Raw genomic sequence first — 13,876 nt, forward strand, 5'->3', positions numbered from 1 at the left:
TGTTTTTTTATTTACTGTCAGACTTATATTCGTACTCGTAATACCCGTAATCCTGGTACCCGGTCGCGCGGCGGAAGATGGAGTTCAGGATCACCCCTTTCACCTCAATGCCGTTCTGCTCGAAGCGGCTCAGGCTGGTTTCCACCTCTTTCAGGGTGTTCACCGCGTAACGCGCTACCATCAGCGTGGTACCCGCATGGCGGCCAACAACGGCCGCGTCGGTCACGGCCAGAATTGGCGGCGTATCGATCAGCACCAGGTCGTAGTTTTTGCTCGCCCACTCCACCAGCTCGGTGAAGCGTTCGCTCATCAGCAGCTCGGACGGGTTAGGCGGCACCTGACCGCGTGGGATCAGGTCAAATTTCGGCACCGTTGTTGGTTTCGCGCTCTGGCTAATGTCGCCTTTGCCGAGCAGGATTTCCGACAGACCGTTAACGTTGTTGGTGCCCAGCAGTTCGTGGGTATAGCCCTTGCGCATATCACAGTCGATCAGCAGCACGCGCTTGTTGGTCTGGCTGACCACCGCCGCCAGGTTGGCGCAGACGAAGGTTTTACCGATTGACGGGCTAACGCCGGTTAACATCAGGACGTTGTTTTTGGCCTGCATCATGGCGAAGTGCAGACTGGTACGCAGGCTACGGATCGCTTCGATAGCGAGGTCGGTCGGGTTACCCACCGCCAGCAGCTGGCTCTGTTTGTAACGCTTAACGCCCTTGATGGTTTTCACGCTGTCACGGGATTTTTGCCATTCAGACAGCGGAATGCTGGCATAGACGTTGATACCGCTCTCTTCCAGCACCTGCGGGCTTTCGATACCGCGGTTGAACAGCGAACGCAACAGCACGCCCACGATGGAGAGCATCAGGCCGAGAATAATGCTGCCGAGAATGATCAGCGCTTTCTTCGGCTTCAGTACGCCAGGCTGGGTAATAGCCGGGTCGACGATGCGCACGTCACCCACGGTACTGGCTTCGGTGATTTTCAGCTCCTGCTGCTTGTTCAGCAGCTGCATGTAAACCTGCTGTCCGGACTCCACGTCGCGGGTCAGACGCACGATCTCCTGCTGCGTTTTCGGCATCGCGGTCACGCGGTCATTGAGCTTCGCCTTCTCTTCTTCCAGCGTACGGCGTTTCTCCAGCAGCGTGCGGTAGGCCGGGTGACGTTTGGTATAAAGCTTGGAAATCTCCGCCTCTTTGAAGGTCAGCTCGTTGAGCTGCGCATCAATGTTAACCATCGAATCGAGGACCGATTTCGCCTCCAGCGGCAGGTCAACGGAGTCTTTATCCTGACGGTAGGCGTTCAGCTTGTTCTCGGCATCATCCAGACGGCTGCGTACTTCCGGGAGCTGTTTCGCGAGGAAGGCCAGGCTTTTCGCCGCTTCCGCCGATTTACGCTCAACGTTCTGCTCAAGATAGTTGCGGGTAATGCTGTTCAGAATGTCGCGGATTTGATCCTTATCTTCACCGGTAAAGGTCATGCTCAGCACGCCGGTGTCCTTACCGTTTTCGGTGACGGTCAGGTTGTTTTGCAGATTGTTGATCATCCCCAGCGTGGAGAATTTGGTGACGGTAAATTCACCGCCCTCCTGGGCGTTAATCGCGCTGACCATCATGCTGACGCCGTCTTTGGTCAGCATCTGCCCCACTTCACCGCGCGCGCTAAAGCCCGCGTCGCTGGTTAGCTGGTACTGTTTCGGACCAAGCACCGTCAGGGTAAACGTCTGATCGGCAGCCCCTTTCGGCAGCACGAAGTCAGTCACTTTCACCGTGTCGTTGCTTCGCCCCATCAGACGATCCCAGCCGGCACCAAAGACCGGGAAGGTATTTTTGGTGACGGAGATATCGAGCCCGAGGTCGTGAACCGTTTTACCCAGCACCAGACGTGACTGGATGAGCTGAATTTCGGCGTCGGATGCCGGCGGCTTGTTCGCCAGCGCGGAACCGATGTCCTGCACCAGCGAGTTGCCGGTATTCTGCTCGATCTGCACCAGCGCGTCGGCGCTGTAGATAGGGGTGGCGAACAGCGTGTAGACGACGGCCGCCGCGGCAAATACGGCGGTAATGCCAAGCACCCACCACTTTGCCTCTACAACAGTGCCGACCAGGCGCCCAATATCAATTTCATCACTGCCCGAAATCGGGGCGGCAGAAGGTCTTGTTTTTTCTGTCATTGTTATCCCTGCTGAACTTTCAGTGCCTGCGCCCACTGTTGGGCAGACTGGTCAAGTAAGGTGTAAACCGCCTCAAAGGCCTCATGGCTTTTGCGATACGGATCGGGGATTTCACGTTCATTGTCCCAGTGACCAAACAGCATCACCTTGCCGCGCATCTCCGGAGCGATATCGCACAGCGCATGAATATGGCGTTTTTCCATCGTCAGGATCAGGTCATACTCCCGGCACATGCGGCCAGTGACCTGGCGGGCCACGTGGCCATCGAGAGAGAGGTGATGATCCCGCGCCACGCTCGTAGCGCGCTCATCGGCACCTTTACCGACTAGTGCACCCAGCCCTGCCGAATCAACGGTCAGTTCGGGCTGGTAGTGTTTCAACAACCGTTCAGCCGTGGGGGAACGGCAAATGTTCCCCACGCATACCACCAGAATTTTGTTAAACATCGCGGATTACCAGGTATGAATGTCGCGCGCCGTATCCGTCATGTAGCGAACGCCACTGATGGTTGGCAGCAACTGGTTGATCAGACGGTTCCAGCGGGCAACCGGCGCGGTGGTGACGTACACCACATCGTATGGCTGAAGACGGAACTCCGTCGCCATCACCAGAGAGGTCGCATCGGACATATCCAGCTGGTAGATGTTGGCAATCTTGCCTTTCGCACTGCCCTCACCTTTAAGCGGACGGATCACGAAGATACCGGTCGCGTTAGAGGTCGTCAGATCGATACCTTCAGCATTGCCCAGCGCTTCGGTCAGGGTCATACCGCTGAAGTCCATTTTGAGGGTGCTCTGTTTCTTCACTTCACCCATCACGAAGACTTTCAGATCGTCATTGCGTGGCACGTAGAGAATGTCGCCCGGATAGAGCAGACGGTTCTGGGTCAGATCGCCGTTTTGCATCAGCGCCTGCAGCGAGATGCGCTGCTCCTTCCCATTGTGGGTGAGCACCACGTTGCGCCAGTCGGCGCCGTCGGTTAACCCGCCCGCGGCGTTAATGGCATCCAGTACGGTCAGAGGAACGTTGGTGATGGCCTGCTGGCCGGATTTGTTCACCTGGCCTGAGATATAGGCTTTTTGCGAGCGGAATGCGGCGATATTAACGTCCACCTGCGGATCGGCGATGTACTGCGCTAAGCGGCCGGTAATATCACTACGGATCTCGGCAAGCGTTTTCCCTGCAACATGGACTTTACCAATGTAGGGATAGAACATGGTGCCATCTGACTGCACCCAGTTACCGGTGTCGCTTGAGCTGCGGTACTGGCCCGCTGGCGTGGTCAGTTCCGGGTGGTCCCAGACGGTCACGTTGATCACGTCACCCGGCCCCACGCGGTACTGGTAGGACGCAATTTCCTGGTCCAGCGACATATTCGGCTGGGCAACATTCGGACGTGGACGTAATTGTTCGACCAGACGAGGCGTAAGTGGATAAACATTCACCATTTTGTCGAGATCAAAATCGGCATCCTGTTGCTTGATCACATCCTTACCCATTGTTGACATATTGCTGCCGGGAAAGACCGTGCAACCACTCATCAAGGTCACAGACACCAATAATGGCATCAATTTCATTTTGGATTTCATCATTGATTATTTATCACTTTGGCAGAGTAATTACCCTGTGCAATTTAAATAAGCTCGAGTCGTATTGGGTTTCAGCATGCAGTTAATCAAATAGAAATATAACTGGCATCAGTCCTAAAAAAAGCTTATTCATCCATTGGCTATTGACAGAATAATCGGGGCTGATTCACACGCTTTCAGGCACGCTACCGCCCTTGGCTTTCAGTTACCAATCCACTGACTAAACAATGTGTTATGGATAGACACCCTCTTGAGCAAGGTCTTCTGGAAATATATCAGCCGCTTGAGAAACCAGACGGATAATGAATAACCATCCCTGAAGACCGAACATTAATAGCAACACCGAGATTTAACATTTGATGCTGGGAGAATTGTTGCAGCTAACCTAATAGCAGGCAAGGAGACAACTGTCCTAATATCAGTTTTTAAGATTAATATTAAGAGCAAATTTTTGACCTTTTAGGAATTTCTTTATATTGACAAAAAGAGACTAAAAACCATTATCTGCGATATATCCTAAAATGCTTTCTTTGTAATTAAATATACGTATTTCGCTTATTTACACCCTGTTGAGAATGCTCTCTTTTTTTACCCCTCGTATTAAGAGAAATCTCAGCCCGGCATTGCAATTTCCCCCAGCTTTATCCATGATCGAAGTGTGACATTCGTCATATAACAGAAGGTATTACTATTACTATGGAATGGATTGCCGATCCCTCAATCTGGGCCGGGCTGGTTACGCTGGTCGTCATCGAGTTAGTGCTCGGGATTGATAATCTGGTCTTTATCGCCATCCTCGCTGAAAAACTGCCCCCTTCCCAGCGCGACCGCGCGCGCGTGACGGGTCTGCTGCTGGCGATGGTGATGCGGTTACTGCTGCTGGCCTCTATCTCCTGGCTGGTCACTCTCACTCAGCCACTGTTCTCCATTCACGGTCTGAGTTTTAGCGCCCGCGATCTCATCATGCTCTTCGGCGGGTTGTTCCTGCTGTTCAAAGCCACGGTAGAACTCAACGAGCGACTGGAAGGCAAAGACAGCGAGAACCCAACCCAGCGCCGCGGGGCGAAATTCTGGCCGGTGGTAGCGCAGATCGTGGTGCTGGATGCGGTCTTCTCCCTGGACTCGGTGATCACCGCCGTCGGGATGGTGGACCACCTTGCGGTGATGATGGCCGCGGTGATTATCGCCATCACCCTGATGGTGATGGCCAGCAAGGCGCTCACACGGTTTGTGAACAGTCACCCGACAATCGTCATTCTCTGTCTGAGCTTCCTGCTGATGATTGGCTTTAGCCTGGTGGCCGACGGTTTTGGCTTCCATATTCCGAAAGGCTACCTGTATGCCGCCATCGGGTTCTCCGTCATGATTGAAGCGCTTAACCAGCTGGCGATATTTAACCGCCGCCGCTTCCTGTCCGCGAATCAGACCCTGCGTCAGCGTACGGCCGACACGGTTATGCGCCTGTTAAGCGGTAAGAAAGAGGATGCGGAGCTGGACGCCGAATCCTCCGCCATGCTGGCCGACCACAGCGACGGGCTGATCTTTGATCCGCAGGAACGGCGGATGATCGAGCGGGTGCTCAATCTGAACCAGCGGACGGTCAGCAGCATCATGACCTCACGACATGACATTGAACATATCGACCTGACGGCACCCGAAGAGCACATTCGCGCCCTGCTGGATAAAAACCAGCACACCCGCGTGGTGGTGACCGGCGGTGAAGAGGAAGAGGAGCTGCTGGGCGTGGTGCACGTTATTGACCTGCTCCAGCAGCAGCTGCACGGCGAGCCGCTCAATCTGCGCGTGCTGGTACGCCAGCCGCTGGTCTTCCCGGAGGGGCTACCGCTGCTCTCCGCCCTTGAGCAATTCCGTAACGCGCGCACGCACTTTGCCTTTGTGGTGGATGAATTTGGTTCGGTGGAAGGGCTGGTCACGCTCAGCGACGTAATGGAAACCATCGCCGGTAATTTGCCTAACGAGGTGGATGAGATTGACGCCCGCCACGACATTCAGAAAAACGCAGACGGTTCGTGGACGGCTAACGGACATATGCCGCTGGAAGATCTGGTGCAATATGTCCCGCTGCCGCTGGACGAAAAGCGGGAATATCACACCATTGCCGGTCTGCTGATGGAGTATTTGCAGCGTATCCCGCAGCCGGGGGAAGAGGTTCAGGTGGGCGACTATCTGCTGAAAACCCTGCAGATTGAAAACCATCGCGTGCAGAAGGTTCAGCTCATTCCGCTGCGGGATGAGGAAGAACTGGATTTTGAGGTATAAAAAAGCCGGGTGGCGCTCCGCTTACCCGGCCTACGATGTTCGTTTTTTGTAGGCCGGGTAAGGCGAAGCCGCCCCCCGGCGCAACAGGCATCACAGCTTATCCAGCAGCTTTTTCACATCCTTGCCGTCCTGTGAATCTTTATTACGGTCCGCCCAGCCGCTAAGCCGACGTTTCGCTTCATCCTGCAGATGCTTACGCAGGATCTGATCCACCTGCAGGCTGTAATTCAGAGCCTGCCATTTACCATATACGGTCAGCGGAACCGGCGTCTCTTTCAGGAAGTCGATGAGCTTGCTCTCACCCTGCCAGCCGGAAAGTACCCGCACGTTAAAGCGCGTGTCCGCCGTCTCTTTCACCAGATCCAGCTTACCGTCACCCGTCATTGATAACAGTGAAGAGGTGCCCTGCATTCCGTCGAGAGAAAGTTGTCCGTTGTCCAGCGTCAGGTCCGCGGTGAAGCTGTCGAGGCGCGTGGCGCTGTCATAGTTATCCTGCGCTTTCACATCGCTGCTGCGTTCAACCGCCTGCTGCACCAGCTGCTGGAAGTTCAGCCCTTCCATACGGGAGTTTTTCAGATCAAGATGCGCCTGCCCCTGCCACTCGCGGCGGAAAGCATCGGCATCAATTTTCGTGCCTGAGAAGTCACCCGCTAGCGTCAACTGCCCCGTCAGGGATATCGGGTAGTTAAACGCTTTCAGGATGGTGCCTATCTCAACGTTGTCGAGACGCGGCTGGAATTCGGCGCTGGCAACGTCTTTACGGACATCCAGCGTGCCGGGCAGCGAGAGGTTCCCTGCGCCCATCTTACCGCTCAGTTCGGAGATCACCAGCAAACCGTTATGGTTAAACATCTGGCTGCTCACGTCGGTAAAATCAATACCGCGCCAGCGCAGGCTATTGGCTTTCAGCAGAATATCCGCCGTGAATCCGCGCAGGGCGTTATAGTCAGGTTGATCAAGATTAGACGAGATAACCGGACGCGATACCGGTGCCTGGCTTTGCCCCGTCTGCGTGGCATCGCTGTCGGTGGCGCTGGCTGGCAGCGGCGGCAGCAGGTTTTCCAGATTGAGCTTGTCAAACTGCAGATTCAGCACCCACTTCGGCTTCTCTTCGAGCGTAACGCTCGCCTGCCCCTTCAGGCTACTGTCATTTGCCTGCAGGTTGAGATTATCCAGCTCCAGCTGCTTTTGTTCTTCGCGCCAGACGGCCTGCAGCGTTCCCTGCCCGGTGATCCCCTGGGTGGGAAGATCGGCCCCCGTCAGCTGCCAGTCCAACTGCTGAATGTCGGCGGTGAGCTGGTGCGGATAGTCTGAGGCATTGACGCTGGCATTCAGCGAGAGGATCAAATCGCGCTGATCGCGATTCACGCGCCCGCTAAACGCCACCGACGCAAGATGGTGCGCATCCTGTTCCATCTGCAGGTTAATGTTGCGAACGGTCACCTGCTCCTGGTGCTCATGCTGGAAAACCAACACGCTATCGGCCACTTTCAGCTTACCGATATCAAAGGACCAGCCTGTATCAGACGGCTCATCAGGCAGGGTATTTTCGCGCGGCGCAACCGGCGCATTTGCATCGCGCACGGCTTCCGATTGCGGGGTGAGCTGAATCACCGCGCCTTTCAGCATCACCTGTTTAACCTGCAGCTGATGGGAAATGAGCGGGAACAGCGCCACATCAAGGCGCATGTTGTCTGCGGACACCAGCGGCTGGGACGCCCCCGGAGCCGTAAGCGACATGCGGCCAGAGAGAATGCTGAGCTGCGGCCAGACGTGCCAGCGCAGCGGCCCGTCAAGCTTCAGTTGATAACCACTGCGTGCCTCGACCTGCCGCACCATGTAAGCGCGGAAATCGTTGGGGTTAACCAGCAGAACCAACGCCGAAAGGCCGGCCACCAGCACCACCAGCAAAATCATCAGCGTTGTCAGAACTCTTCTCATGGCATCCTCAATGGGCTAACGATCAGTCTTTATCAATACGGCTGGCAACCGCGCCCTGCTGGTCGCGATATTTTGCGTCCTGCCGACGGTTATAAGGACGATCTGCCGGGCCTGACAGCGGTTCAAAGCTCAACGCGCCGATCATCATCCCCGGGCGCAGCGCCAGCGGCAATTTACCGGCGTTGAAGAACTCCAGTACGATACGCCCCGACCAGCCTGGATCGATACGGTGCGCGGTCACGTGGACCATCAGTCCCAGTCGTGCCAGCGAAGAACGGCCATCAAGCCAGCCGACCAGGTCAGGAGGCAGGGTGACGGATTCAAACGTCACCGCCAGGGCCAGTTCACCTGGGTGCAGATAAAAGGCTTCGCCCTCGTCGATAACGATTTCGTCACTCATCACGCGATCGAGCGCGGCGCTGACTTCGTCCTTCGGCCCGCTAAGGTCAATGAACGGTGCGGTATGGCCGCTAAAGGTGCGGAATTTATTACCTAACCGTACATCAACGGTCACGCCATTGATACGCTCAACAGGTGGACGTGGGGTAATAGACAAACGGCCTTCATCCAGCCAGGCTTCTATATCGCGATCACAAAGACGCATGGCACTTTCTCCTTTCATGCATCGTACCCTGAAGCGGTAAGCGCTCAGGGTAAAACCAGGTTATCTCTGAACGGTACACAATTCACGCGGCTTATTCAAAAAACTGGCTGATTTTCGCTTTTAAGATATCAATAGCAATGCGGTTTTTACCCCCGCGCGGCACGATGATATCGGCGTATTGTTTGGATGGCTCAATAAACTGCAGGAACATCGGGCGGACCGTTTTCTGGTATTGCGCCATAACGGAGTCCATCGAACGCCCACGTTCATTCACGTCGCGCTTGATGCGGCGCATCAGGCAGATATCCAGCGGGGTATCAACGAAAATCGAGAAGTTCATGGATTCACGCAGGCGGGCGTCGGTCAGCAGCAGGATGCCTTCAAGGATAATGACCTTTTTCGGCTCGATGCGGATGGTTTCCTGAGTGCGGGTGTGTTCTACGTAGCTGTAAACGGGCAGCTCAATCGCCTGGCCGCTCTTAAGCGCTTCTAAATGCTGGAACAGCAGGCTGTGATCCATCGCATTGGGGTGGTCATAGTTGGTTTTGACGCGTTCTTCCATCGACAGATGGGATTGATCTTTGTAATAGCTGTCTTCGGGAATGACGCCGATATGCTCATCACCTACTTGTTCACGCAGTTCGCGATAAAGCGTACTGGCAATTAGACTTTTACCTGAAGCCGATGCGCCGGCGATGCCTATAATGACGCACTGATGAGACTTATCAGTCATAAATTTAGCGACCTGATTAACCTGGATGTTAAGGAAGGACGACGCCGGAGCGTCAAACGCGGCAATTATAGGGATTTCGCGGGCGTGATACCAGTCGAATGCACAGGTTCTGCGAGACTGGCCGAAAAGTGACGTTTTATTCCCTGAGTGAAATTTAAATGAACGTTTTTTCAGCGTTTAACCGTTTTTTTTAACGGAGTAAGTATTTAATAAGTCTATGGTGTCAAATTCTGAGCGGTCACCATATGAATTGTAAATTGTTTGTACTAGCATAAACCAAATTATCAAATTCACGCGTTCGGACATCTTCCCTGACGGCATGGCGTCTCTGGATAAAGCGGTAATGAATAAACAATACCAGCGGGTTTTGGTTACCACCCCACATCCTCTAATACGACTTGTCTGTCTGGGCCTGGTCACCTTTATCTTTACCTTATTTTCGCTGGAGCTCACCCGCTTCGGTACCCTGCTGGCCCCGCTCTGGTTCCCCACCGCCATTATGATGGTGGCGTTTTACCGCCATGCGGGAAAAATGTGGCCGGGAATCGCCCTGGCCTGTTCGTTCGGCAATGTTCTGGCCTCGTGGATGCTGTTTTCATGGGGGTCGGTCAGCTTCATCTACCCTTCTATCAACGTCATTGAGGCCGCTATCGGCGCGCTGTTTCTGCGCAAATGGCTCCCGTGGTACAACCCGCTGCAGAATCTGAACGACTGGATCCGCGTGGCCATCGGCAGCGCGCTGGTTCCGCCGCTGGTGGGCGGTATTCTGGTGTCTCTGCTGGCACCCGGCCCTGAACCCCTGCGCAATTTCTTCGTCTGGGTGTTGTCAGAAGCCATTGGCGCGCTGGCGCTGGTGCCGCTGGGCCTGCTGTTTAAACCCCATTATCTGCTGCGCCACCGTGACCCGAGATTGCTGCTGGAAACGCTGACCACGCTGGCCGTAACGTTAGCCCTCAGTTGGGCAGCCATCACCTGGCTGCCGTGGCCTTTCACCTGCGTGATTGTTCTGCTGATGTGGAGCGCCGTGCGCCTGCCACGGATGGAAGCGTTTATGGTGTTTCTGGTCACCGTGATGGTTGTGTCGCTGATGATTGCCCGTAACCCTCTGGCGCTGACCACCCAGCACGCCGGGCCGATGCTGAACGCCCCCTGGCTGCCGTTCCTGATGCTGCTCCTGCCCGCTAACGTGATGACCATGGTGATGTACGCCTTCCGCGCCGAGCGCAAACACATCACCGAAAGCGAGGAACGCTTCCGCAATGCGATGGAGTATTCGGCCATCGGTATGGCGCTGGTCAGCATTGAGGGCAAATGGCTTCAGGCTAACAAGGCGCTGTGCAATTTCCTCGGCTACAGCCAGACTGAGCTCCAGTCGCTGACCTTCCAGCAGCTCACATGGCCGGAAGATCTGCACACCGACCTGGAACAGCTTGAACAGCTGGTCAACGGCGACATCAATACCTATACCCTCGAGAAGCGCTATTACACCCGCGACGGGGAAGTGGTCTGGGCGCTGCTGGCCGTCTCCGTCGTGCGTCATGCCGACGGCTCGCCGCTCTATTTTATCGCCCAGATTGAAGACATTAACGACCTGAAGCAGACCGAATGGGTCAATAAGCGCCTGATGGAGCGCATTACGCTGGCTAACGAAGCGGGCGGCATCGGCATCTGGGAGTGGGATCTGGAGCCAGACATTATCAGCTGGGACAAGCGGATGTTTGAGCTGTATGAAATCCCGCCGCACATCAAGCCCACCTGGCAGCTCTGGCATGACACGATGCTGCCGGAAGATCGCGCCCACGCAGAGAAGGTGCTGCGGGACTCTCTGATTTCCCGTCTGCCGTTTAAGCTGGAATTTCGCATCCGCGTGAAGGAAGGCGTGCGCCATATTCGCTCCCTGGCGAACCGGGTGCTTAATAAGCAGGGTGAGGTCGAAAGGCTGCTCGGCATCAACATGGACATGACCGAGGTTAAGCAGCTCAACGAAGCCCTCTTCCAGGAAAAAGAGCGTCTGCACATCACCCTCGATTCCATCGGTGAAGCGGTACTGTGTACCGATATCAACATGAACGTCACCTTTATGAACCCGGTGGCAGAGAAAATGAGCGGCTGGCTGCAGACCGAGGCTATCGGCCAGCCGATCCTGAAGGTGTTGCACATCACCTTTGGTGAAAAAGGGCCGCTGATGGAGAATATTCACAGCGGCGATATGTCCCGTTCCGATATCGATCAGGACGTGGTGCTGAACTGCCGTACCGGTGGAAATTTCGATATTCATTACAGCATTACGCCGCTCAGCACGCTGGATGGGCAGAATATTGGCTCGGTTATCGTGATTCAGGACGTGACCGAGTCGCGCAAAATGCTGCGCCAGCTCAGCTATAGCGCCTCCCACGATGCCCTGACCCATCTGGCAAACCGGGTCAGCTTCGAAAATCATCTCAAACGCCTCCTGCAGACCGTTCGCGAAACGCGCCAGCGTCATGCCCTGGTCTTTATCGATCTCGATCGCTTCAAAGCCGTCAACGATACGGCAGGCCACGCGGCGGGCGATGCCCTGCTGCGGGAACTCTCTTCCCTGATGTTGACCATGCTCCGCTCCAGCGACGTGCTGGCGCGTCTGGGCGGGGACGAGTTCGGCTTACTGTTACCGGACTGCAATATTGAAAGCGCGCGCTATATTGCCGGTCGCCTGATCCACACGATCAATGACTATCACTTTATGTGGGAAGGCCGCCTGCACCGGATCGGCGCCAGCGCCGGCATCACGCTGATTGATGAAAATAACCATCAGGCGTCGGAGATCATGTCGCAGGCGGATATTGCCTGTTATGCCTCAAAAAACAGCGGGCGCGGCATGGTGACGGTTTACGAACCCCAGCAGGAGCGGGATCACCACACGCGCAGCATGATGTCGCTTGATGAACAGTGGCACATGATTAAAGACAATCACCTGATGATAATTGCCCGCAGCGTCGCCTCCCCGCGCATCCCGGAAAGCAGTAATTTCTGGCTGCTGTCGTTACGCCTGTGGACCAGTCAGGGCGAAGTCCAGGAAGAGCATGCTTTCCGCTCGGGCCTGGCGGAACCTGAGCTTTTGCACGCCCTCGACAGACGTATTTTTAGCGAGTTTTTCCGCACCTATGCCGCCCAGATCGCCAGTAAAGGCATGGGTGTGGCACTGCCGCTTTCTGAGGCCGGTTTAGCCAGCGTGACGCTGGTCGATGAGCTTCTAGACCTGCTGGATAAAAGCCCCATGCCGGGCCGTCTGCTACATCTGGTTATCTCTGCCGATGTGGTGTGCAGCCCGGATAAGAACCTGCAACGGAGTCTGCAAAAGCTTCGCCAGGCGGGCTGCCGCGTGATCTTCAGCCAGGTGGGACGCGACATGAACGTCTTTACCCACCTGACCGCGAATATGGCCGACTATCTGATGCTGGACGCTGAGGTGGTAAGCAACGTGTATGGCAATCTGATGGATGAGATGATGGTGACCATTGTGCAGGGCCACGCCCAGCGTCTGGGAATGAAAACCATCGCGGGCCCCTGCAACCAGCCCATAATGATGGATACGCTCTCCGGCATCGGCATTGATTTTATCTTTGGTGACACCATCGCCGAGCCGCAGCCGCTGGATCTACTGCTCAACACCAGCTATTTCGCCATCAACTGACGGCGACCAGCCGTCGGTGTACCAGATGTGCAGCAGCGCGTAAGAGCGCCACGGCTGCCAGCGCTCGGCATAACGACGAATTTGCGCGGGCGTCATCCCGGCAAACCGTTGCTTAATCAGATAATCATCTGGCAGAAAGACATCTTTCGCCTGCCAGCCGCGCAGGGCCAGATAATTTGCCGTCCAGCGCCCTATCCCCGGCCGCTGCTGTAGCGCCTTCATCCCTTCCTCTATGTTCGCGGGTGGGAAAAGCGGAAACGTCCCGTCGATGACCGACTGCGCCAGATGAATCAGCGACTCCGCGCGCTTTACCGGCATACCTAACGCTTTCAGCGCCAGCGGTTCCGCTGCCGCCAGCGCCTGCGGCGTGGGGAAGCAGAGATAGCCCGGGCAATCCGCCACGGGTTCGCCGCATAACGCCACCACGCGCGACGCCAGCTTCGCCGCCATCGCCACGCTCACCAGCTGTCCGAGAATCGCCCGGACGCCCTGCTCGTACGCATCCATCGCTCCCGGCAAACGTAAGCCTGGCCGGGCAGCACCGAGATCGCCCAGCGTATCCGTGATGTGCTGCGGATTGCAGGCAAGATCGAACAGGCGTTCGATGCGTTCAAGGCACGTCTGCGCAACCGGAATTAACCCCGGGCTGAGGGTCACGGTCAGCGTGTGTGTTGCGATATCCGGCGTCACGCGAAATATCCCCTGATGCCCTTCGCAGGCAAAACTGCGCTCGTAGTAGTCGTGCGTGACGGTTTCAATGCCCGTTACCGCACGCGCGCCAAGAAAGCCAAACATCCACTGCCAGTCATAAGGGGGAAGCCAGGTGAGGGTATACATCGTTACTCCTTTTTTAGTGTTATCAGCATAAACGGAAAGACACTGTATT

The 13,876-nt window shown here is 55.7% G+C and carries 9 protein-coding genes; 2 read left to right on the plus strand and 7 right to left on the minus strand.

From position 1 onward, the window contains the following. Positions 1 to 7: 7 nt before the first annotated feature. Genes wzc through AC0TOY_RS05110 form a run of 3 tightly spaced genes read right to left on the minus strand, consistent with a single transcriptional unit; the run spans position 8 to position 3,762 of the window. Positions 8 to 2,170 carry a tyrosine-protein kinase Wzc gene (gene wzc / locus AC0TOY_RS05100; RefSeq protein WP_473721567.1) on the minus strand — a complete coding sequence of 721 codons (2,163 nt, stop codon included), beginning with the start codon at positions 2,168 to 2,170 and terminating at the stop codon, positions 8 to 10. Between the two features lie 2 nt (positions 2,171 to 2,172). Further along, on the minus strand, positions 2,173 to 2,616 hold the full coding sequence (wzb, locus tag AC0TOY_RS05105) for a low molecular weight protein-tyrosine-phosphatase Wzb (protein WP_023312405.1): 444 nt from the start codon (positions 2,614 to 2,616) through the stop codon (positions 2,173 to 2,175). Between the two features lie 6 nt (positions 2,617 to 2,622). Then, positions 2,623 to 3,762 carry a polysaccharide export protein gene (locus AC0TOY_RS05110; RefSeq protein ID WP_014170829.1) on the minus strand — a complete coding sequence of 380 codons (1,140 nt, stop codon included), beginning with the start codon at positions 3,760 to 3,762 and terminating at the stop codon, positions 2,623 to 2,625. Positions 3,763 to 4,455: 693 nt separating this feature from the next. Between AC0TOY_RS05110 and AC0TOY_RS05115 the strand changes: the two genes are divergently transcribed. Then, positions 4,456 to 6,039, plus strand: coding sequence for a TerC family protein (locus tag AC0TOY_RS05115; protein WP_048992952.1), 1,584 nt, complete (start codon positions 4,456 to 4,458; stop codon positions 6,037 to 6,039). 90 nt (positions 6,040 to 6,129) lie between these two features. Here the strand turns inward: AC0TOY_RS05115 and asmA are convergent, their stop codons facing one another. The 3 genes from asmA to udk form a co-directional block, all read right to left on the minus strand. After that, on the minus strand, positions 6,130 to 7,980 hold the full coding sequence (gene asmA / locus AC0TOY_RS05120) for an outer membrane assembly protein AsmA (protein ID WP_407821351.1): 1,851 nt from the start codon (positions 7,978 to 7,980) through the stop codon (positions 6,130 to 6,132). 22 nt (positions 7,981 to 8,002) lie between these two features. Then, positions 8,003 to 8,584, minus strand: a complete 582-nt coding sequence (dcd, locus tag AC0TOY_RS05125; protein WP_023312408.1) for a dCTP deaminase — start codon at positions 8,582 to 8,584, stop codon at positions 8,003 to 8,005. Positions 8,585 to 8,675: 91 nt separating this feature from the next. Then, complete coding sequence (udk, locus tag AC0TOY_RS05130; RefSeq protein WP_008500855.1) at positions 8,676 to 9,317, minus strand: uridine kinase; 642 nt, start codon at positions 9,315 to 9,317, stop codon at positions 8,676 to 8,678. 343 nt (positions 9,318 to 9,660) lie between these two features. Here udk and AC0TOY_RS05135 point away from each other — a divergent pair, with 343 nt between their 5' ends. Continuing rightward, on the plus strand, positions 9,661 to 12,990 hold the full coding sequence (locus tag AC0TOY_RS05135; RefSeq protein WP_048992960.1) for a diguanylate cyclase: 3,330 nt from the start codon (positions 9,661 to 9,663) through the stop codon (positions 12,988 to 12,990). On the opposite strand, the gene alkA is transcribed toward AC0TOY_RS05135, so the two are convergent. Next, complete coding sequence (gene alkA / locus AC0TOY_RS05140) at positions 12,955 to 13,827, minus strand: DNA-3-methyladenine glycosylase 2 (RefSeq protein ID WP_473721568.1); 873 nt, start codon at positions 13,825 to 13,827, stop codon at positions 12,955 to 12,957. The genes AC0TOY_RS05135 and alkA overlap by 36 nt on opposite strands. Between the last annotated feature and the right edge of the window lie 49 nt (positions 13,828 to 13,876).

It is taken from the genome of Enterobacter sp. PL_is379, assembly GCF_055817355.1.

What these genes read in the sequence shown, in the direction of transcription:
- wzc (WP_473721567.1), bottom strand. Translation starts at nt 2,170, where the DNA reads ATGACAGAAAAAACAAGACCTTCTGCCGCCCCGATTTCGGGCAGTGAT.
- wzb (WP_023312405.1), bottom strand. Translation starts at nt 2,616, where the DNA reads ATGTTTAACAAAATTCTGGTGGTATGCGTGGGGAACATTTGCCGTTCC.
- AC0TOY_RS05110 (WP_014170829.1), bottom strand. Translation starts at nt 3,762, where the DNA reads ATGATGAAATCCAAAATGAAATTGATGCCATTATTGGTGTCTGTGACC.
- AC0TOY_RS05115 (WP_048992952.1), top strand. Translation starts at nt 4,456, where the DNA reads ATGGAATGGATTGCCGATCCCTCAATCTGGGCCGGGCTGGTTACGCTG.
- asmA (WP_407821351.1), bottom strand. Translation starts at nt 7,980, where the DNA reads ATGAGAAGAGTTCTGACAACGCTGATGATTTTGCTGGTGGTGCTGGTG.
- dcd (WP_023312408.1), bottom strand. Translation starts at nt 8,584, where the DNA reads ATGCGTCTTTGTGATCGCGATATAGAAGCCTGGCTGGATGAAGGCCGT.
- udk (WP_008500855.1), bottom strand. Translation starts at nt 9,317, where the DNA reads ATGACTGATAAGTCTCATCAGTGCGTCATTATAGGCATCGCCGGCGCA.
- AC0TOY_RS05135 (WP_048992960.1), top strand. Translation starts at nt 9,661, where the DNA reads ATGAATAAACAATACCAGCGGGTTTTGGTTACCACCCCACATCCTCTA.
- alkA (WP_473721568.1), bottom strand. Translation starts at nt 13,827, where the DNA reads ATGTATACCCTCACCTGGCTTCCCCCTTATGACTGGCAGTGGATGTTT.